The 18,986-nt window shown below is 48.8% G+C and carries 17 protein-coding genes and 2 tRNA genes; 3 read left to right on the top strand and 16 right to left on the bottom strand.

Annotation, left to right across the window (positions count from 1 at the left end):
• The first annotated feature begins 252 nt into the window (after nt 1-252).
• Nucleotides 253-441, top strand: coding sequence for a DUF6199 family natural product biosynthesis protein (locus tag AC3WQ3_RS03730; protein WP_492471482.1), 189 nt, complete (start codon nt 253-255; stop codon nt 439-441).
• Between the two features lie 170 nt (nt 442-611).
• The gene (locus AC3WQ3_RS03725; RefSeq protein ID WP_492471481.1) at nt 612-1,427 is read left to right on the top strand and encodes an MFS transporter; all 816 of its coding nucleotides are present in this window, start codon (nt 612-614) and stop codon (nt 1,425-1,427) included.
• A gap of 95 nt (nt 1,428-1,522) precedes the next feature.
• Here the strand turns inward: AC3WQ3_RS03725 and AC3WQ3_RS03720 are convergent, their stop codons facing one another.
• The 5 genes from AC3WQ3_RS03720 to AC3WQ3_RS03700 all read right to left on the bottom strand — a co-directional run bounded on the left by AC3WQ3_RS03720 (nt 1,523) and on the right by AC3WQ3_RS03700 (nt 5,127).
• On the bottom strand, nt 1,523-1,852 hold the full coding sequence (locus tag AC3WQ3_RS03720) for a DUF1904 family protein (RefSeq protein WP_354482927.1): 330 nt from the start codon (nt 1,850-1,852) through the stop codon (nt 1,523-1,525).
• A 168-nt stretch (nt 1,853-2,020) separates the two neighbouring features.
• Nucleotides 2,021-2,146: a YjcZ family sporulation protein gene (locus tag AC3WQ3_RS03715; RefSeq protein WP_336780592.1), complete on the bottom strand. Its 126-nt coding sequence runs from the start codon at nt 2,144-2,146 to the stop codon at nt 2,021-2,023.
• Between the two features lie 101 nt (nt 2,147-2,247).
• A complete protein-coding gene (locus AC3WQ3_RS03710) occupies nt 2,248-2,991 on the bottom strand; it encodes a hypothetical protein (protein ID WP_492471480.1) in 744 nt (247 codons plus the stop codon).
• Nucleotides 2,951-4,504 (bottom strand): tetratricopeptide repeat protein, encoded by a 1,554-nt coding sequence (locus tag AC3WQ3_RS03705; RefSeq protein WP_492471571.1) that lies wholly within the window; start codon nt 4,502-4,504, stop codon nt 2,951-2,953. The genes AC3WQ3_RS03710 and AC3WQ3_RS03705 overlap by 41 nt, the downstream gene beginning before the upstream one ends.
• Nucleotides 4,505-4,701: 197 nt before the next feature.
• The gene (locus AC3WQ3_RS03700; protein ID WP_336780589.1) at nt 4,702-5,127 is read right to left on the bottom strand and encodes a hypothetical protein; all 426 of its coding nucleotides are present in this window, start codon (nt 5,125-5,127) and stop codon (nt 4,702-4,704) included.
• A 267-nt stretch (nt 5,128-5,394) separates the two neighbouring features.
• Here AC3WQ3_RS03700 and AC3WQ3_RS03695 point away from each other — a divergent pair, with 267 nt between their 5' ends.
• Nucleotides 5,395-6,066 carry an SOS response-associated peptidase gene (locus AC3WQ3_RS03695; protein ID WP_492471479.1) on the top strand — a complete coding sequence of 224 codons (672 nt, stop codon included), beginning with the start codon at nt 5,395-5,397 and terminating at the stop codon, nt 6,064-6,066.
• Between the two features lie 85 nt (nt 6,067-6,151).
• On the opposite strand, the gene AC3WQ3_RS03690 is transcribed toward AC3WQ3_RS03695, so the two are convergent.
• From AC3WQ3_RS03690 to carB, 11 genes are all read right to left on the bottom strand, one after another.
• Nucleotides 6,152-6,225: transfer RNA gene (locus AC3WQ3_RS03690), tRNA-Ile, on the bottom strand.
• 56 nt (nt 6,226-6,281) lie between these two features.
• Nucleotides 6,282-6,355, bottom strand: a tRNA-Met gene (locus AC3WQ3_RS03685).
• A 69-nt stretch (nt 6,356-6,424) separates the two neighbouring features.
• Complete coding sequence (locus tag AC3WQ3_RS03680; RefSeq protein WP_164764226.1) at nt 6,425-6,589, bottom strand: hypothetical protein; 165 nt, start codon at nt 6,587-6,589, stop codon at nt 6,425-6,427.
• Between the two features lie 146 nt (nt 6,590-6,735).
• Nucleotides 6,736-8,184, bottom strand: a complete 1,449-nt coding sequence (locus AC3WQ3_RS03675) for an ABC transporter substrate-binding protein (protein ID WP_492471478.1) — start codon at nt 8,182-8,184, stop codon at nt 6,736-6,738.
• 20 nt (nt 8,185-8,204) lie between these two features.
• Nucleotides 8,205-9,068 (bottom strand): ABC transporter ATP-binding protein, encoded by an 864-nt coding sequence (locus tag AC3WQ3_RS03670; RefSeq protein ID WP_127537808.1) that lies wholly within the window; start codon nt 9,066-9,068, stop codon nt 8,205-8,207.
• 2 nt (nt 9,069-9,070) lie between these two features.
• Entirely contained in the window at nt 9,071-11,995 is a 2,925-nt protein-coding gene (locus AC3WQ3_RS03665) for an ABC transporter permease (protein WP_492471477.1), read from the bottom strand.
• Nucleotides 11,995-13,110 (bottom strand): efflux RND transporter periplasmic adaptor subunit, encoded by a 1,116-nt coding sequence (locus AC3WQ3_RS03660; protein WP_492471476.1) that lies wholly within the window; start codon nt 13,108-13,110, stop codon nt 11,995-11,997. Before AC3WQ3_RS03660 ends, AC3WQ3_RS03665 begins: the two co-directional genes overlap by 1 nt.
• Nucleotides 13,073-13,834, bottom strand: coding sequence for an ABC transporter ATP-binding protein (locus AC3WQ3_RS03655; protein ID WP_127537984.1), 762 nt, complete (start codon nt 13,832-13,834; stop codon nt 13,073-13,075). The genes AC3WQ3_RS03660 and AC3WQ3_RS03655 overlap by 38 nt, the downstream gene beginning before the upstream one ends.
• Before the next feature lie 452 nt (nt 13,835-14,286).
• The gene (gene pyrE, locus AC3WQ3_RS03650; protein WP_492471475.1) at nt 14,287-14,928 is read right to left on the bottom strand and encodes an orotate phosphoribosyltransferase; all 642 of its coding nucleotides are present in this window, start codon (nt 14,926-14,928) and stop codon (nt 14,287-14,289) included.
• Nucleotides 14,925-15,665, bottom strand: a complete 741-nt coding sequence (gene pyrF, locus AC3WQ3_RS03645) for an orotidine-5'-phosphate decarboxylase (RefSeq protein WP_336780583.1) — start codon at nt 15,663-15,665, stop codon at nt 14,925-14,927. Before pyrF ends, pyrE begins: the two co-directional genes overlap by 4 nt.
• 101 nt (nt 15,666-15,766) lie before the next feature.
• Complete coding sequence (gene carB / locus AC3WQ3_RS03640) at nt 15,767-18,985, bottom strand: carbamoyl-phosphate synthase large subunit (RefSeq protein ID WP_492471474.1); 3,219 nt, start codon at nt 18,983-18,985, stop codon at nt 15,767-15,769.
• Nucleotide 18,986 lies beyond the last annotated feature (1 nt).

Genomic DNA, 18,986 nt, shown 5'->3' with positions numbered 1-18,986 from the left:
AAATATATAATTAGAATGATAACAATTGGGTCTTGGATCAACCGAAATCAATATATTTAATTGTAACACAGTTATTCAAATGATGTGGTTTGTGGTTAAAATACGCTTAACTCACACCAATCCGTCAGGAGGAACACATCATGAAATTTCTGTTGATTGTTATTATTGTTATTCTGGTATTGTACTTCTTCACTAGACGCAGACGTCGTTAATTTCGATTCGGGTCATGCAAACAAGGAAGGAAGATTGGGCATGAGAACCCTCTTTTTTATTTTCATGACACTTTGCATTATCAATCTCTGTTTTCCCAAATTCGGATGGTATCTCCGTTATGGATGGATTTCCAAGGGAGAGTCCGAACCCAGTAAGCCTTATAAGACGTTTACCCGAATGACCAGTTTGGTTATGCTGATTATTGCTTTTACACTTGCAGCAGCCTGAAGAGCATATACTTATGAAGCAGTTGTCCACACGGATAACTGCTTTTTGAGCTATCAATGAACAGAAAATGATAATTTTATTTGTGGTGCATTGACCTCCATCCCTTTACTATTAGTATTGTTATTTCAGCGAGTACTGAATATATATGAACCTAGAAAGGGCATCTATGCATGAACATCATTTTCTACCCATACTGGGCTGCGAAGACACTCCTATCCTTCATACATGTATTATATATCATGGTTATCACTTTAATGGTCTATGGACAGACCGGATCGGTACTCTATGCCGTACTATTTCCTTTCATTCAGATGACGGCACGAATTGTGGCAGCCTTAACCTCTCCCTGGCTTGTGGAACGTTTCGCTGTGACCAAACTGCTTATTGGCATTCCAGTAGCTAAGACGCTTATGTTCACCGGAATTGCCACATCACTTCCTTACCTGACTTTACATATCCCGGTCTTACTGGCTGTTATCACCGTTCTTTCCTTTCTGGAGGGCTGGGAGTCGCTGGTGCTTGACAGCATCACCCCCCGCCTTGCTGTACAAGACGAAGAGCTCGCAAAAACGAAACGCCTGCTATCCTTCTCCAGACAAACCGCAATCATTGTTGGATATACAATAGCCGGTTTGCTTGTCAGTCAATGGGAAGCTTTACAGACATTCTGGGCAGCTGCAGCCATGTCATGGGCCAGCTTGACGCTTATGGTCGCCATCGGTTTACTCCTCGATGATACTACTGAAATGGGGGGCCTCAGACATCTTGAACGTCCTAATCAAAATGTCCTCCGGGAGGGCCTGTTATTGACTGCAGCTTTCGGTGTGTCTGCCATCTTGTTTGGATGGGTTGCGGATGAGTCAGGAATTTGGCTGGTCTATCTCATCGGAGGAGCCGTGCTAATTCTTTCATCTATGTTTACTTCCGGAATAATTCAAGCACGCCAGCCCGCTCAATCCGAGTATAGGCATTTTAGAATAAAATAAAAGACGAGCAGATCCCTGCTCGTCCCAGGCTGTTCCGAACATTGGCGGAACAGCCTATTTTTTTTGAAAACCATATGCGCTGGTCATATCATTATCTAATCTAACGGGTAATCGGTTAGCGGCTTGCCTTGCTTGTAATATAAAGTCGGTGACAGGATGTTGAAGAAAATATGAGCATCAGAAAGGCCTTCGTCTGCCAGAATACCATGGATGGAAGATGCAATGCGATTGTGAACTTCCTGATCACGCTGGAACATCAGGATCTCAATCGAGGCAGGAGATGGGGTGAGAGCTTGTACATCATAACGCTCTGCCTTCAGTCTTTCTCGTGGAATATTACAAATGAGAGCCATCTGCTCAGTAATCCGGGGGACAGTTTCCTCCAATTGATGACCTGTGAATCCTCTAAAGCGAATAAACGGCATTACGATCCCTTCAATCTCTAAATTTAGTCTCTTATGTGATTTTAAGCACATTGTTTTGGCTTGTCAAATGCAAGGGCTTTCCGCTGCTCATCATTAGAGCGCAGGAAAGCCCCGCTGAAAATTCAGCGGAGCATGGTGCAGCGATTCGGTAGTTGACCGAATACGATATTACACCCAGAATGCTTTTGTGATGATGACGAGCAGAATGAAAAGTACCAGAATTGCCGCAGTAGAAGTACACATACCGTATCCTACTCCACCAACATTGTTACAACCGTATCCAACTTGACTCATTTGATTGGCCTCCTTTGAATTTCAAGGTATGCCATAACATATGCCAATTCAGCACGATTGACCGGGCATATCCCCAATCCGCTACGCCCAATCCACATTAACTATTCCAGGCAAAATACACTGATATTCAGGTCAGCGGCCATCCAGTCCTGCCCTGTCCCCACTGACTTCAGGTCAATGATTCGGGTCCGAGTATCGTTTCTCGATTCGATCAGAATATCGCCACTCGGCGTGATGCAGTAGGCAATTGGAATACTGATATCCGAGTCCCGATAAGCTCCGTCAGCATGGCTTGTCCCCATGATCACACACTGCTCCGCAATCGCAATTTGCCTCGCCTCCTTCAGCCATTCCGCATATTGCTCCTCACTGAACATCCCAACACCGATGGAATGCATGACCAGATGAATCTGCCTATCAAACTCCTTACGAAAACCCTGCCGTACCAATTCGTCACACAACAAAGTACTGATTACCCAGCCAGCCTCCTCAACCGTAGTGGCAGGTGTGTATTTCGCCTTTTCAAGCACGATGTCTCCTGCCTTATTCATAATGATGGCTCGATCCTTGGGTCTCTCATCCAATCTGCGGTGTCCGGACACAATCATCGTTTCATACGTTGCAGCCAACCTACGCGCTTCTTCCACATTCTGATTCAGATAACCCTCTGGATACAGCACAATATCTACATCAGGGTTGGATCTAAGCTCCCTTTCCAATTGGATAAGGGCTGGCTCCAGTTTCGGTTGTCCAATCAGGATTTTCATTTCACGTGTCCCCCATTCATGAATAAAAGAATAACGATCAGCTTTCCAAACTTTGAAGCAGCGAACGTGCTTCTTCATGATCAGGCTCCATCACAAGTACTTCTCGGGTGTAATTCAGGGCTTCGTTTTCGAGCTCCAGCTCATAACAGCACACGGCCAAATCGTATAATACTGCTGAGCTGCCCTTCACTCCATCTGCTTCCAGAGCAAGTTCAAGAAAATGTTTCGCGTCTTCATACATCTCCATTTCATTCAACAATTGCCCTGCTAGAAATGCAATATCCCCCATCTGTTCCATTGTGTAATAGGAGGACCACATCATCTGAATGCCATGCTGGATATCCAACATCTCTTCGTCACTTGCCTCGGGAAGGAGATCAGATATTCTCTGGGCACTATGTATCAAAAATTCGGCATCATACCTGCCCAAACGCCAAAAGGGCAAAAGCTGCTTAAGTTCCATTCTGCTTAGCTGATGGTCGAACCATTCTTTTATACTGAAGAAGTCATCTGGACCAAAACGCTCAATCTCTCGCAGATAGGCCAGTCTTATATTTACGTAGCTTATTGGCTCTTCTACCATTAACATACATCCGATATTCAGATCTTTGTAATGATGTGATGTAAAACGAACATGCGCTCCGCGCTGCTCAAAAACATGTTGAATGGCATGATAGTTCGCCGTCAACGAGAAGCTGCCATGAAGAACAAATTCAGGCGGCTCCGCAAACTTCCAATGATCCAGTCGATAATCCCCTTTATCAGCTGTAATAAGCACAAACCCGGATTGGGATAAAGTCTCCAGACGTTCCAGGCAAGCGAGTCCTGCGGCCGGGAATAAAATATGGGAGTCTTCCAGTTCTTCCTGGTATAGTGATATGACGTCTCGATACGGAAAGTCCGGTTTACTGTACTGCGGTGCTGGACGATACGCATAACCCAGCTCCATGTTTTTCAACATTTCATTAGGCTGAAGATTCGTGGAAACATCGGCATTCGATATTATAACATCACATTCAAAGATCTGCCCTTCACCAACATAGATCAATTCTTGAGGAATACTATCAAAGAAGTAGTTGGCAATAATCAGTATTGGCTGACCCAGCTCACCCGGGCGAATAACCGTACCCGCTACCGTCAAATTTAATTCCGTGTCCTGCATGGCATCAAATTGTGCAAAATCAAGCAATCCTTGCTGGATCAACGGTTGCATGGACGGATGATCCCTCCACCCCGTAACATTGTCAGCAGCAAGATCCGTCATTACATAACGAAAGGGCGGCAGCGTGGTTTCAGCATAGTCCCTGAGCTCGCATAGTTTGGTCACCATTTGAAAAGCCAAGCGTCCTACGCCAGCACCCAACTCCAGAATGGTTACCGTCTCTGATGTCTGTCCCTTGGCAGCCAAGTCTTGAAGGAAGCCAAAGATCATTTCCGCGTATGCAGTCGCAATCATGGGATTGCTTGTAATGTATTGTGGAACCTGATTATCCGTCCAGGCCTGCAGCCCTTGCTGCTCATAATAGGCTCGCTGCCATTCCCATACCGGAGCTTCACTGAAACGGAAGCGCTGTCCATCCTTTTCAATCATGTCATTCAAAACCCGCTTTCTATCCATAAATTCATTGGTTTTCATTATATCATAAGCCTGACACAACCCAAGAAATTCAGTACTCCCCCAATTATAAAAAAAGCCTGCCTTATCAGGCAGGCAGTGATAACCCCAAACTTCTTCGGTCTCGGATCATCGTTAAAAGCTCTTTTGAACTTCAGCAAGCAGGTACGGGATTAGTCGGAGTACAATGCTCCATCAAAGTTCTCAGGACCTACACGAATGGTACCCAGCAAGTTCGAGCTGATAAAAGCGGTGTACGTCAGTTGCGGCAGAACCGGTGGATTGAAGTCATCCGCGGAGAATGTAATAACTTGAGGTGCCAGTACGCTTAAGCTGAAGGTGGACGTTGCGGAATATACAATGGGATCCGTTGGAGCCGTTCCGCGAACAACCGTAATCGTGATTCCGACGAGCGCCAATGGAAGCTGCACGGATACCGTACCTTTCATTTGCACACGCGGATTCGCCCCTATGCCAGCAGTCGTTACCAAGCCAATCTGTCCAAACAATTGCGGTGTATTCGCTACGAGGATAGGAACAGAAATGGAGTTAGCCAAGCTGGCATTCTGCGAGGTTCTCGCATCAATAAATTGACTCATGAAATCTACCTCCTATGGTTGGAATAGGATAGTATATGCGAGATACTAGAGACGGCATGGACAGACAAGGATATCCCAAAAAAAAGGCACCTCATCAAGTACTGCTTCCATCTTGACTAGACCCGTATTTGAAACTCTTCAGGAGGATTCTCTATGATCCTTTTGAGCGAGGATTAGACAGCCGTCCGGCTCATCTAATTTTTACCGTGTTTAATCCCCCGATAGTATGATTAAATATGGCTAATGACAGTTTAGGAGGTGACTCGTATGTGCGGCAGATTTACCATAATTGACCCTCTAGAGGAATTAATGGACAGGTACATGGCTTCCATGAGTGAAGACTACGAGTATCAACCCAATTATAATGCTGCACCCATGCAGTATATCCCAGCCATCATTGGAAGCACTCAAGGAAACCGTCTGGGTTCCCTTCGCTGGGGCCTCGTCCCTACGTGGGCGAAAGACGACAAGATTGGAAATAAGATGATCAACGCACGGGCAGAGACATTGGACACGAAGCCTTCATTTAAGCGCCTCATCAGCTCCAGACGCTGCATTATTCCCACGAATGGCTTTTATGAGTGGAAGAAGGAAGGGACGCATAAACAGCCTCTCCGTATTCTGATGAAGGACGAACAGATCTTCTCGCTCGCTGGACTATACGACACTTGGGCAGATTCCGAAGGCAACAAATTGAGCACATGCACCATTATTACTACTGAACCAAACGAATTGATGGCAGACATACACAATCGGATGCCGGTTATTCTGCACCCACAGGATGAAGAAGAATGGCTGAACCGAAATCATAACGACGTTCCTTCCCTGCTCGCGCTTCTGAAACCGTACAAGGCTTCTGAAATGAGGGCCTATAAGGTGTCCAGAGATGTGGGGAATGTCAAAAACAATTCGGAAGAACTGTTGAAGGAAGTTGATTAGCCATAGCGATCATCTTCCATAAGTTAATCGCCACATGAAAAACAAGACAGAAAAAAACCCTTGCTGCGCAAGGGTTTTAAGAGTATGGGCCCTGAGGGACTCGAACCCCCGACCAATCGGTTATGAGCCGACCGCTCTAACCAACTGAGCTAAGGGCCCTAGACATAATGTATAACGTGCAGATGATGGCTGTGAATCATCCAAGTGAAGCTAAATTGCGGGGGCAGGATTTGAACCTGCGGCCTTCGGGTTATGAGCCCGACGAGCTACCGGGCTGCTCCACCCCGCGTCAGTAAAATATTAAAACAGCGACTTAATTAATATACACCATGCCACCCTAATAAGTCAAGGGGTAATGTCAGGGAATAAAACGAACGCCATATCTTCCTCTTTTTGAACGATATACTTCCACTTCTGCTGGCTCATTATGACCGTAAATCCACCCGTCCTGCTCCATACGTTTGGCAAGACACCCTGCCTGAAATTTAGTTGCATATAGCTTGCTGAAATATACCCAGCGCATCCTTTTCTTCCTTTCCGGAGTTATGATTCATCTCTGCTTGTTGTAGAATACCCCATTTCCCAAAAAAATAGCCGCCAGAGGTTAAAAACTCCAGCGACTATTTTGCACTATGCCAATATTAAAACTGTCTGCTTCCTTGTTAAGGCTTAAAATGTGGCCTTGGGATCCTTTTTTAATTTCTCTAACATTTCATTACCTTTGGCTGCCCACTCACCAAGTGCTTCTTTTGGCGTCTTCTTGTTCTCAAGCACCTGAGTGAAGTATTCCATGCCTTTCTCGCTCACTTGCCAGAGGCTCGGCATTTTTTGGTACAGATTATCCAAATTGGTATTGGTAGGAGGCACAGGCTTCAACGTATAGAACGCCTGGATATTGTAATCCAAACCGTCCTTCGGTTTAATGAAGCTTTTGCGGGATACCATCTCATAGCTGCTGCGTGCCTTAATCTTAGCCCAATCTTCACTGTTCATATATTTGATCAATTCCCAGGCATCATCCGGATTTTGAGCGGAACTATTGATCGCCATCAGGCTGCTGAGATAGATATTACCACCAATTTCAGGCGCTTCCGGATGTACTGGAGGTGTTACCACGTCCCAGTCCACCTTGGTGAAGCCTTCCATTTTATCTGCATTTTTGTTTGCGTCAATTAATTGGTTGATGTAGCTGTAATCCCCAATAACCATAGCAGCCTTGCTGCTCAGGAACAGATCACCTTGAAGCGGGTTATAACGTCCGTTCGGATCCTGATCCTGAGGTTCGTCTCCTTTAGGGATCACTTTATCAATAGCAAGCTTGCTGATGGTACTCCATACCTTCTCCCATTGCGGTGAATCTACGGTCATTTTCTCTGCTTTATCATCGAAGATCTTCAATTGCAGAGCACTGTAATATTGCTGCATGGTGTAGTAAGGGGAACCACCCTGGTACGTGGAGAATGAGAACCCGAATTCGTGATCTTTTCCTTCACCTTTGGTCAGACGTGTTGCCAAGTTGAAAATATCATCCCACGTCATGTTATCTGTAGGTGGCTCTACGCCTGCTTTTTGGAACATCGCCTTGTTATAGAACAGTGCGGACGAGGAGAAGGTCGGTGTCAGCGCATAGATGCTCTGATCTCCCAGATCCTTGATGCCTTCAATAACACTTGGCACAATATCGTTGGTATCGAATTTGTCCTCCTGTATCAGTGGGTCCAGCTGTTTCACCATATTCTCCTGGATGAGCGATTTAAGCGTAGCCGTGTCAGCCACAACGACATCCACTGGATTATCACCAGTCATGATTTTCTTCATGTTTTCCAGGCTATCTGGCATTTCCTGCTGTTCTTCCTGAGTGCCATAGCCATACATGCTGCCCTGATCTACTGCAGCCACCACTTCAATCGTTACATTCGGATGTGTCAGTTCAAATGCATCTGTAAATTGCTGACGGAAATAGCTGTCATCCTGGCTTCCCCACAATGTAGCCACACGCAATACACGCTGCTCTGTGTCCTTGGCCTCACTAGCTGTACAGCCCGCAATCAGCGGCAATGCCAGACTGGCTGTAGCCAGCACAGCAAGCACACGTTTTCCCCAAAACCTGTTCTTCATCTCCCAATTCCCCCTCAAATTTATCTTGGCGGTGTAATCACAATGCGCTCACCGTCAAATTCCAATGTTGCCCTGTTGTCAATGGCCAAGGCCTCCAAATACTCTTTGGGTACCTGTAGGCGTCCCGCCCGGTCAATGATGACAAAGGCCTCATGGATATCCGGTGCTCCCGCTTCAGATAATCCATGTTCGTCATCCAGGTTCGGATTCCGTTTCACAAACTCGGTGCTCGTCAAGCCATCACGTATCGCTACAATACGGTCCACCTTGCCGGCAAGCGTCAGATCATGGGTAACAATAACGATCGTGACGCCCAGTTCCTTGTTCATTTTGCGAAAAATGTTCATGATCGTATCACAAGTCTCGGAATCGACCGAGCCTGTTGGCTCATCTGCAAGCAGAATCTTGGGACGATTGGAGAGCGAGATGGCTATAGCCACCCGCTGCTGCTCCCCTCCGGATAATTGATGCAGCTTGTTGTGCATCCGATCCTTCAGCCCAACCCATTCCAGCAGCTGCATCGCGTATGCGCGATCACGTTTGCCGCCAAGAATCATGGGTGTTTCCACATTCTCCAGTGCCGTTAGATAAGGCAGCAGGTTACGCCCATTATTTTGCCAGATAAAGCCTACGGTATGACGTTTGTACTCTACTAGCTGGGCGTCTGTCATTTTCAGCAAATCCCAGTCTCCAACAACCGCAGTACCAGCCGTTGGACGGTCCAGTCCTCCCAGAATGTTAAGCAATGTGGATTTACCGCTGCCGCTGTTGCCGATGATTGCCATCATTTCACCTTGATTGACAGTCAGATTGAGACCTTGAAGGGCAACGACTTCCACATCGCTGGATTTAAAAATTTTTACGAGTCCTTCGCATTGGATCACGTTTACCTCTCCTCTCCCATTTTGACCGCTTGGTGAACCCGCAATCTGCGAATCTGCCACAGCAGCATCGTTGCTCCCACAATCAGCATGACCACAGTCACGCCGTACAGCTGCAGCATATCTTGTTGTTCAAATACAATCCGGAACGGAGGTACCTGTGCAGATACATTATCTGTCGTTTGTAAGAATGGCAGGAACAGACGACTGGATACCTGACCGATTCCGATGCCAAGTAGAATGGAAAGACCTGCCGTGAACACTTGTTCCAGGAGCAGCATTCCGCTCAGCTGTGCACGTGATAATCCCATGGCTCTTAATACACCGAACTGGACAACACGACCCGATAGGTTAAAGAACCAATACAGGATGTACCCAATCAGGGATATGATGACCGAGACCAGGAAGCCCAGACTCAGGATCCCGAACACACCGCCACGTGACGGATGTTTGCCCTGGGACACCAATTCTGTACGCACATCGCGTACGGAGGATAGCTCGATGCCCTCTGCTGCCAGCTTCTCCATTAATGGAGCCACCTTGGCATCAGGTTCCATTTTCAGCCAGACCTCATACGGAATCAGCGGTACCTGATCATAGATATAGTCCAGATTGGCCACGAAGAATGGCGTCTGGTCCGGATACTGTGCAGGCCAGTATGGGATAATGCCGAAAACTACGAATTCAATGGCCTGGCCCTGAACACCAATAGAGATTAGATCTCCCGTTTTGAGCTTGAACTTATCCGCAAATTTGGATGAGATCAACACAGCCCCTTCATACTTGCCTAACAAATCAAGATACTTATATGGATGTGCCGGGAACAGGTCGTTACGGAACCACGCCACCTTAGCAAAGTCCACATTATCAATCCCGACCAGCATGCCCTGGCCGCCGGATTTGCCGGATACAATGATATTCCCTTTCGTCTGCAGCACTCTCGCTGCATGTTCCACACCGTCCAGTCTGCGGAATACTTCAAATGGAGGTTCGGAGTAAATGACTTTGGATGGTTGGGAATTCCCACCGCCCCCACCTGGAGCACCTCCACCGCCATTTCCGCCTCCGGCAGCACCACCGCCACCAGAACCTCCGCCACCGTTTCCACCACCTTGCTGACCTCCGCCTGAACCACCGTTCTGACCGGAACCGCCAGGCTTAACTTCAGGTGTTCCTTCCCATACCGTTTGCATAATGACGTCAGAACCATATCGGTACAACGTACGCTCAGTGGAGTTCAGATCAATGGTCCGAGCTGCAGCCGAGTTGTACACGCCAAGCCCGAGTGTCAAAACAAGCAGGATCATCAACGGGTAATAAGACGATGATGACCGCGATAACTGTGTCAGGGTCAAGTAGAGTGGAACCGGCAGGAATTTGCGCCCAATCCACTGAATGAGCTTCAGAATCCACGGGAACAACCGCAGGAAGAACAGCCCCAAGGCAAAGATCGCAAGCGCAGGTACAAAGAATAGAAACGGCTGTACCTGCAGCTGATCTGTCGTCATACCCGTCTGGAACGTCAGCATCTGACGTTCATAGAACAGGTAGTATCCATATCCTGCAAGACCCAGCAGCAGGATATCGAGGAACCAGCGCTGCCATATGGGAGCACGATCCGTACGTGCCTGACGTCGCTTGGCCGAAACAATCGTCGCTCGTGCATAGGTTATTGCCGGAATAAGTGAAGCAATAATGGCTACGAGTACGGCGACAAGGCCCAGCAGAATGGCTTCCTTGGACACACCGATTGGAATCGACTTGCGATCCACGAACGACAGGAACCCACTGGCTGATCCAATGCTTTTGGCCATAAACCAGCCAAGCATTGGACCAATCACGAGCGCGATGGCCCCCAGAAAGATACCCTCCAGCAGGTATAGGGAGAAAATTTGCCGTGCTGAAGCTCCGCGGCTTCGCAGTACCGCAATATCACTTTCCTGCTTCTGCAGGGACTGTCTGGCATTCATTGCAATAAAATAAAAAACCATCGCAATCATCGGTGCTGCCAGTGTAAACAGCATTGTCTGCAGCTGCAGACTCTGACTGCGGAATTGCTTCAACAGATCACCAAAGGTGATATCCACCTTCGTATCCTTGAGCCGCTGGTACAGATCGATATCCAAACGTTCCAGCATGGATGTCAGACCCGGCAGCTGACTAGTTTGGATTTCCTTCAGATCAAACGCATAATACCAGCGCGAATTCTGAAGAGGAATTCCTTTTTCCTTCAGCAGCACATCATTGAACACGGACTCATCCACATACAGCCCATTCATCATGCCATCGAATCCCTGAACCCAATACGGACTATTCAGATCATCTGCCTTGAAGGAACCGGTGATTTTGACACGCAATGTGATATCAAGCCCGCTGTACACGGGGTATTCCAGAATATCACCGACGTGCAGGTCGTTCCGGTACATGCCTTCCTCCAGCATAACCGCTTCAATAATGTCGTCCTTCACTTGATTGCCTGGCTTCACGCCGGCCGTATAATTCACCTGTGCATCCAGCCCGCTCATCGTTCCGAGCGTCATGCTCCGTACCCGGCTGGCATCCACCTTGGTGGGATCCTCCGGATTCACCTCGGTGCTCCGAATGGATCTGGAATTCACATACGTATGAAATGGAAAACCAATATCGCGAGGTACATCCTCCCGAATATAGCGATCCACTTCTTCTAATCCACGCGTGTCTGTCTTAACCCCGCCTGGCGCCTGATAACTCATAAGCAACGAACCTGCAGGCAGCCCCTCACTGTTATCCTGCAGGGTCTGTGCCACCACCCGTTTCAGTGCACCGTCGGCATACATCGGTATACTGACAGTGAATGCTACCGCCACAATCAGTCCGATCAGTGTACTGAATGTCATCCAGCGGGTGTTCCACATTTTCCGGAACAACAGTCTGAGCAATGGCAGCCCCATTAGCGGCCCACCACTTTCTGTCCAACCGTCAGACCCTTTAGAATTTCAACATCCGTGGATGTCTGCTGCCCCACTTCAACGTCCACTTCGCGCTTGCTGCCATCACTTTCAACGACCTGCACGTATGTTCTTGAACCGATGGAGCGCAGCGCCGATACAGGAATGACTATGGCATCCTCCGTACGCTGGGTCACAATGGATACTGTCAGAGGGGTTCCGCGTTCCACACCCTTGGGCATTTTCGTCAGGGAGACGATAACATACTGGTCGAGGGTTTCTTTGACTGGCGGGGTGCCTCCTTCGCCTGTACCTCCACCGTTTCCACTTCCACTTCCAGCAGCCTCAGCAACAGGCATCACTTTAACTCTGCCGGATACCTTGCCCGCTCCATTGATGTCGACATCCGCCTTCATGCCAGCCGAGAATTTCTCGAGATCTTCCTTGGCAAATGTAGCTGCGACAACCAGATTTGACGTATCCGCGATCGTTGCAATCGGATCATAGGCTTTGACTGCTGCACCCTTCTCCACCTGAACTGCAATAATCGTTCCTCCGAACGGAGCGGTCAGCGTCGCTTTACCTAACTGCTCCTCCAGATCAGCCAGTTCCTGGCGCAATTCTTCAAATGCAATGGTGGCTTCTTCGAACTCCACCGGATCCATCTCATCTCGTTTACGAAGCGTTTCTTTCATTTGTACTTCCGATTTGCGAATCTGCAGCTTTTTGGCCCGAATTTCCTTTTCTACACTCTCCACGTCGAGCTCTGCGAGGAGCTGGCCTTTCTTCACTTTGTCCCCCGGTTTCACGTTCAGTTCCTTGATGTGCATACCGTCCAGCGTGAAATACACCTTCTCTTCCCGCTGACTCATCATTTTACCGCTGCCGCTAACCTTTTTTTCCAGCGTTTCTGTCCGGACCTCATATTCCGGCTTTTTGGAAATCGTAGGCGGCGTGATCGGCGGAAGCACTTCTTCCTCTGTTTCTGCCGGCAGCAATGAGCAGCCCGACATCGTTGCAGCCATAATTGCACCAATTACAATTAGCGCTGCACGTTTCCCCCTTTTCGGAGCGGCCTCTTTACTGAATAAATCTGCCGTCCGCCATTTCATAAACATGGTCCGCAACCTCCAAAATCGTAGGATCGTGTGTAGTCATACATATGGTTACTTGTTCTACTTCAATAATATTGCGAAATACGGACATAACCTGTGCTCCCATCTTGGAATCCAGCTCAGCTGTCGGCTCATCCGCAAGCAGCAGTCTGGGTCTATGGGCAATGGCCTTGGCGATCGCGACCCGCTGCTGCTCCCCCCCGGACATCTCGAAAGGCCGGTGCTTCACCCGTTTGGACAGTCCGACCAGATCCAGACAATGGCCAACCCGATCCTTCCATTCCGAGCGAGGCACATCTGCCATTCGCAATGACAGCTCTACATTTTCCCATGCCGACAGCAAGGGCATCAGTGCATAGGCCTGAAAAATAAAACCGATTTCCTTACGCCGCAGAGAGGTCCGCTTCCGGTCACCCCAATCCTGCAAAGGCTGTCCGGAAAACAGTATGTCCCCACTGGAAGGCTGATCAAGTCCGCCCAGCATATTGAGCAGTGTCGTTTTGCCTGAGCCTGATCGCCCTTTCAGCATAACCAGCTGCTGCGGGTTGACTTCCATGTCGATGCCCTTAAGTACATGAATAATCCGGCTGCCCGTCTGAAAGCTCCGATGTACATTACGAACTTCCAGCACAGGTCCGTCGTACGGAGGCAGCAAGCTGGCTTTTGCCTTGGGCTGGGACTTCGCTTCGGGTTCGGCAGCGGCAACGGCCACCTCATCCTGGATCATTCCATCACTTATGGATTGCGAGTCGGTGGAAGGACTATCGGGGTCACTTATGTATGCCGAGGCTTCCTGCCCGGCGGTGTTCTGCTGCTCTGTGTGCCCTTTTGCATGCTTCCCGCCTGACTGGCTTTTGGCAGATTTCATACTGGAAAATAATTTCTTCATGCCAGCAATCACGCTCATCCTTTCTTAACATCCCAATCATTTCATTAAGGGTACTAAAATTAGAAATCTATTCCATACTACACTGCATTATAAACGACCGGTCCCAACTAAAAGTTACAAGCTTTTTACAACGTAGCCGGGAAAAAGTTAATATTTTGATGAACAAACGAAAAAAGCACCCCTGAGTGCGGGATGCTTCTTGCCAATTCTATGAATTTGCCTCTATAGCGCCAATCATTACAATTTTGATACTGTTCACACGTCGAACAGCACAAGATGCACAGATGATATTATTTACCAAATGAAGAAGGATCTTCACGCCAGGATTTGAGCAGCTCGAAATCACTCTCCTGGATGGTTCCTTGAGCCAAAGCCACGTCCATTAGGGCCGTATAGTTGGAGAGGGTTTGCAGCTGAATGCCGGTTTCTTCAAATGCTTGTACCCCTTTATCCAGCTGATAGCTGAAAATCGCCAGCACGGCGAGAGGTGTTGCCCCTGCTGCACGTACTGCTTCGGCGGCTTTGATCGAGCTACCTCCTGTTGAAATCAGGTCCTCGATTACAACCACCTTTTGGCCTTCAGTAATGATGCCTTCAATCAGGTTTTCCTTACCATGTCCTTTCGCTTTGTCACGAATGTAGGCCATCGGCAGATTCAGCTTCTGAGCTACCCATGCTGCATGTGGAATACCTGCGGTTGCTGTACCTGCAACGACTTCTGCATCCGGGTACTGCTCACGAATAATGGCAGCGAAGGCTTCGGCAATGTCATTGCGGATCTCTGGATAGGACATCGTCAGACGGTTGTCACAATAGATCGGGGACTTGATCCCCGACGTCCAGGTAAAAGGCTGCTGCGGGCGCAGTGCCACAGCGTTAATCTTCAGCAGTTGGGAAGCAATATGGTTAGGAATCTCGTTCAGTGCGATCATGCGTTCAACATCTCCTTCAAAATGGTTTCTGCTGCTTCACGTGGATTGGGCGCACCAGTAATCGGTCTGCCTACAACAATGTAATGACTGCCTCTGGCAATGGCTTCCCCTGGCGTGAGGACACGAGTCTGGTCACCAAGACCGCTGCCTGCCGGCCGAATTCCCGGGGTAACGGTGTGAAAATCACTGCCGCATGCTGCCCGGATTGCCGGCACCTCAAGTGGAGAAGCCACAACGCCATCCAGGCCTGCTTCATGAGCCAGTCCAGCATAACGAACCACTGCCGCTTCCACACTTCCCTCAATGCCAATCTCGCTGTTCATTGTTTCCTGACTTGTGCTCGTCAGCTGGGTAACTGCGATGATTTCCGGCCTTCTCAGAGAAGGATCTGCAGCCAGCGCTGCTTCCGCTCCTTCGCGTGCAGCACGCATCATGCTTGTACCGCCTGCTGCGTGTACGTTGAACATGTCTACACCGAGGCGGGTTATACTCTCGGCACCACCGCGAACGGTATTGGGAATATCGTGCATCTTCACATCGAGGAATACCGAATACCCTCTCGCTTTCAGCCCCCGGATAAAGTCCGGACCCGCTGCGTAGAACAGCTGCATTCCCACTTTCAGATAACACGGAATACCTTCGAGTGCCTGTACCAGCTCTTGGGCCTGCTCCGCATCAGGATAATCGAGTGCGACCATCAAACGGCCAGCCATTTCATTGAAATTAGGGTGATTCATCCAGTCCGCTCCTTCCACATGCTTGTTTTTTCCGTTTTTGCCCGATATAAAGGACATCCCGCCAGCCCGCAGGCTGACTGATGTCCTTCATCAGTACCTATTTATTTTACAAAGACTGGCATTGCCTCTGAAGAGAAGTTGATCGTTTGCAGCATGATCAGCAGGGCACGAATCGTATCCAGGGAAGTCATACATACAATGCCGTTCTCTACCGCTTCACGACGAATTCGGAATCCGTCACGCTGCGGTGTTTTGCCTTTGGTCAGTGTGTTGAAGACAAAGTTCGCTTCACCGCTGCGAATCATGTCCAGAATGTTCGGCGAACCTTCGCTCAACTTGTTCACCGTCGTTACCGGAATGTTTGCCGCTTCAAGCGCAGCTGCCGTTCCTCCAGTAGCCATGATTTTGTAACCCAGTCTGTAGAAACCTTCAAGCAGCGGTACAGCTTCGTCCTTATCTTTGTCTGCCACAGTAACTACAATCGCTCCGGTTGCCGGAATTTTCATTCCAGCTCCGATGAGACCTTTGAACAACGCTTTGGCGTAATTCGGGTCACGACCCATAACCTCACCTGTGGATTTCATCTCAGGTCCAAGGGTTGGTTCCACACGACGCAGCTTCGCGAAGGAGAAGACCGGAACTTTCACCGATACATGATCCGACTCAGGCCACAGACCGTCCACGTAACCCAGATCTTTCAGCTTCACACCAAGGATCGCCTGTGTTGCCAGGTTCGCCATCGGAATGTTCGTTACTTTGCTCAGGAAAGGTACTGTTCGGGATGAACGCGGGTTCACCTCAATAACATACACTTGGCCATCATGGATGACAAATTGGATGTTGACCAGACCAATCGTTTTCAGTTCTTTTGCAATCTTAATCGTGATGTCAACGATTTTTTCTTTCAAATCGTTGGACAGGTGCTGTGGCGGATAAACTGCGATGGAGTCACCGGAGTGCACCCCTGCACGTTCGATATGTTCCATGATGCCTGGAACCAGTACCGTCTCACCATCACAGATGGCGTCCACCTCAACCTCTTTACCCAGCATGTAACGGTCAATCAGTACCGGGTGCTCGGGATTGATTTTAACCGCCTGTTCCATATATGTCAGCAATTCGGCATCAGAGTATACGATCTCCATCGCACGACCACCGAGTACATAGGAAGGACGAACCAACACAGGGTAACCCAGGCTTTGTGCCGTCTCTACTGCATCATCTACGGAAATGACTGTTTTACCTTTAGGCTGTGCAATTTCCAAACGGGACAGAAGACGTTCGAATTTCTTGCGATCCTCTGCTTCATCGATGCTCTCCAGGTCCGTTCCGAGGATGGTCACACCTGCATTACGCAGTGGTGCAGCCAGGTTGATAGCCGTTTGACCACCGAACTGTACGATAACGCCTACCGGCTGTTCCTGTTCAATCACGTTCATGACATCTTCGAAGAACAGAGGCTCGAAGTACAGACGATCGGATGTATTGAAGTCCGTGGATACTGTTTCAGGGTTATTGTTAATAATAACCGCTTCGTAGCCTGCCTTTTGCAAGGCCCATACTGCGTGTACTGTTGAGTAGTCGAACTCGATCCCTTGACCGATCCGGATTGGTCCCGAACCCAGCACTACGACTTTTTTCTTGTCCGAAGGGATAACTTCATTCTCCGTTTCGTACGTCGAGTAGTAGTATGGCGTTGTTGCTTCGAACTCCGCTGCACATGTATCAACCATTTTGTATACCGGACGAAGGTTTTCCTGCTCACGACGAGCTCTAACCTCTGCTTCCGTTGTTAGTGTGCTTCCAGGTTGGCCTTGAGCACGCAGTTCAGCAATTGCACGGTCCGTGAATCCAAGACGCTTCGCTTGATACAGCGTTTCGGATGACAGCTCGGATTCCTCACGGATACGATCTTCGAAGCCGACCAGACCTTCAATTTTGTCCAGGAACCACCAGTCAATCTTCGTCAGATCCTGCAGTTGTTGTAATGTATACCCTCTGCGGAATGCTTCAGCCACCAGGAACATGCGCTCATCATCGGCTTTGACCAGACGTTCGTTGAGCGTAGCTTCGTCCAATGTTTCTGCCTCTTTCAAGTACAGACGGTGCACACCGATCTCGAGTGAGCGAACTGCTTTGTGAATCGACTCTTCAAAGGTACGGCCGATAGCCATAACTTCGCCTGTTGCTTTCATTTGTGTACCCAGCTTGCGGTTCGCGGAAGTAAACTTGTCGAACGGCCAGCGAGGGATTTTGCTCACGATATAATCCAGTGTTGGCTCAAAGCAAGCATAGGTTTGGCCTGTTACCGGGTTTACGATCTCATCGAGCGTGTAACCCATGGCGATTTTGGCAGCCATTTTTGCAATCGGATAACCGGTTGCTTTGGAAGCCAAAGCCGAGGAACGGCTTACCCGTGGATTCACTTCGATAACATAGTACTGGAAGCTGTGCGGATCCAGGGCGAATTGTACGTTACATCCACCTTCAATGTTAAGGGCGCGAATGATTTTCAGGGATGCTGAACGCAGCATCTGATATTCACGGTCAGACAGCGTCTGGCTTGGTGCCACAACGATACTGTCACCTGTGTGAACGCCGACCGGATCGAAGTTTTCCATGTTGCAGACGACGATACAGTTATCGTTCTTGTCACGCATGACTTCGTACTCGACTTCTTTCATGCCTGCAATACTCTTCTCGACCAGACATTGTCCAATCGGGCTGTACCGAAGTCCTGCTGCGACGGTCTCGCGAAGCTCTTCTTCATTCGCACAGATCCCGCCACCTGTTCCGCCAAGCGTATAAGCTGGACGTACGATAATTGGATAACCAATTTCAGCTGCAAATTCAAGAGATTCTTCAAGTGTCGTTACGATTACACTCTCAGGCACAGGCTGTTCCAGTTCACGCATCAGATCACGGAACAAGTCACGATCTTCTGCTTTCTCGATGGATGTCAGCTGTGTTCCGAGCAATTTCACATTTTCACGTTCCAGGACACCGGCACGAGCCAGTTCCACGGCCATGTTCAAACCGGTTTGACCGCCAAGCGTAGGCAGCAATCCGTCTGGGCGTTCCTGACGAATGATCTGAGTGACGAAATCGAGTGTAATCGGCTCGATATACACTTTGTCAGCCATGTTAGTATCGGTCATGATGGTTGCCGGGTTGCTGTTAATGAGTACAACTTCCACGCCTTCTTCTTTCAGTGCCTGGCAAGCCTGTGTACCGGCATAGTCGAACTCGGCCGCTTGACCGATGACGATTGGACCGGAACCAATCACCAGGATTTTTTTGAGGTCTTTGTTAATCGGCATG

This window comes from Paenibacillus sp. FW104-T2 (assembly GCF_058789975.1).
Note: the sequence above shows the minus strand (reverse complement) of the source record. Positions and strands in the feature narration are given on the sequence as shown.

Bases quoted from the DNA above. Each gene is read 5' to 3' on its own strand.
- AC3WQ3_RS03730 (WP_492471482.1), top strand. From the start codon at position 253: ATGAGAACCCTCTTTTTTATTTTCATGACACTTTGCATTATCAATCTC.
- AC3WQ3_RS03725 (WP_492471481.1), top strand. From the start codon at position 612: ATGAACATCATTTTCTACCCATACTGGGCTGCGAAGACACTCCTATCC.
- AC3WQ3_RS03720 (WP_354482927.1), bottom strand. From the start codon at position 1,852: ATGCCGTTTATTCGCTTTAGAGGATTCACAGGTCATCAATTGGAGGAA.
- AC3WQ3_RS03715 (WP_336780592.1), bottom strand. From the start codon at position 2,146: ATGAGTCAAGTTGGATACGGTTGTAACAATGTTGGTGGAGTAGGATAC.
- AC3WQ3_RS03710 (WP_492471480.1), bottom strand. From the start codon at position 2,991: ATGAAGAAGCACGTTCGCTGCTTCAAAGTTTGGAAAGCTGATCGTTAT.
- AC3WQ3_RS03705 (WP_492471571.1), bottom strand. From the start codon at position 4,504: ATGATTGAAAAGGATGGACAGCGCTTCCGTTTCAGTGAAGCTCCGGTA.
- AC3WQ3_RS03700 (WP_336780589.1), bottom strand. From the start codon at position 5,127: ATGAGTCAATTTATTGATGCGAGAACCTCGCAGAATGCCAGCTTGGCT.
- AC3WQ3_RS03695 (WP_492471479.1), top strand. From the start codon at position 5,395: ATGTGCGGCAGATTTACCATAATTGACCCTCTAGAGGAATTAATGGAC.
- AC3WQ3_RS03680 (WP_164764226.1), bottom strand. From the start codon at position 6,589: ATGCGCTGGGTATATTTCAGCAAGCTATATGCAACTAAATTTCAGGCA.
- AC3WQ3_RS03675 (WP_492471478.1), bottom strand. From the start codon at position 8,184: ATGAAGAACAGGTTTTGGGGAAAACGTGTGCTTGCTGTGCTGGCTACA.
- AC3WQ3_RS03665 (WP_492471477.1), bottom strand. From the start codon at position 11,995: ATGGGGCTGCCATTGCTCAGACTGTTGTTCCGGAAAATGTGGAACACC.
- AC3WQ3_RS03660 (WP_492471476.1), bottom strand. From the start codon at position 13,110: ATGTTTATGAAATGGCGGACGGCAGATTTATTCAGTAAAGAGGCCGCT.
- AC3WQ3_RS03655 (WP_127537984.1), bottom strand. From the start codon at position 13,834: ATGATCCAGGATGAGGTGGCCGTTGCCGCTGCCGAACCCGAAGCGAAG.
- pyrE (WP_492471475.1), bottom strand. From the start codon at position 14,928: ATGATCGCACTGAACGAGATTCCTAACCATATTGCTTCCCAACTGCTG.
- pyrF (WP_336780583.1), bottom strand. From the start codon at position 15,665: ATGAATCACCCTAATTTCAATGAAATGGCTGGCCGTTTGATGGTCGCA.
- carB (WP_492471474.1), bottom strand. From the start codon at position 18,985: ATGCCGATTAACAAAGACCTCAAAAAAATCCTGGTGATTGGTTCCGGT.